This window comes from Dellaglioa sp. CoH-55-MRSF-7, from assembly GCF_056782235.1.
Genome location: NZ_JBXAYI010000197.1, coordinates 1 through 254 on the forward strand (window position 1 = coordinate 1; position 254 = coordinate 254).

Sequence of the window (254 nt, forward strand, 5' to 3'; positions counted from 1 at the left end):
GGCAAGGACCCAAGAAGCGCCAGCACGCGTGGCAGCACCAGTAACTCGATGGGGTCGAGCGCGTTGGAGCGAAGCGCATCGATCTCTTCATTTGCCTTCATCGAACCGATTTGGGCGGTGTACGCGCTTGCGGTACGGCCTGCAATCAATATGGCCGGGAGCAGCACTCCGAACTCGCGCATGAACGAGAAGGCGACCAGATGCACCGAGAAGATGCTCGCACCGAAGTTGGCCAGCACCGTTGCTCCCAGGAA

At 60.2% G+C, this 254-nt stretch carries 1 protein-coding gene; it reads right to left on the minus strand.

What is annotated here, in order from left to right:
* Nucleotides 1-254: MlaE family ABC transporter permease (locus tag AC1RPU_RS08375; protein WP_481769710.1), on the minus strand; the 254-nt coding region annotated here is incomplete at both ends.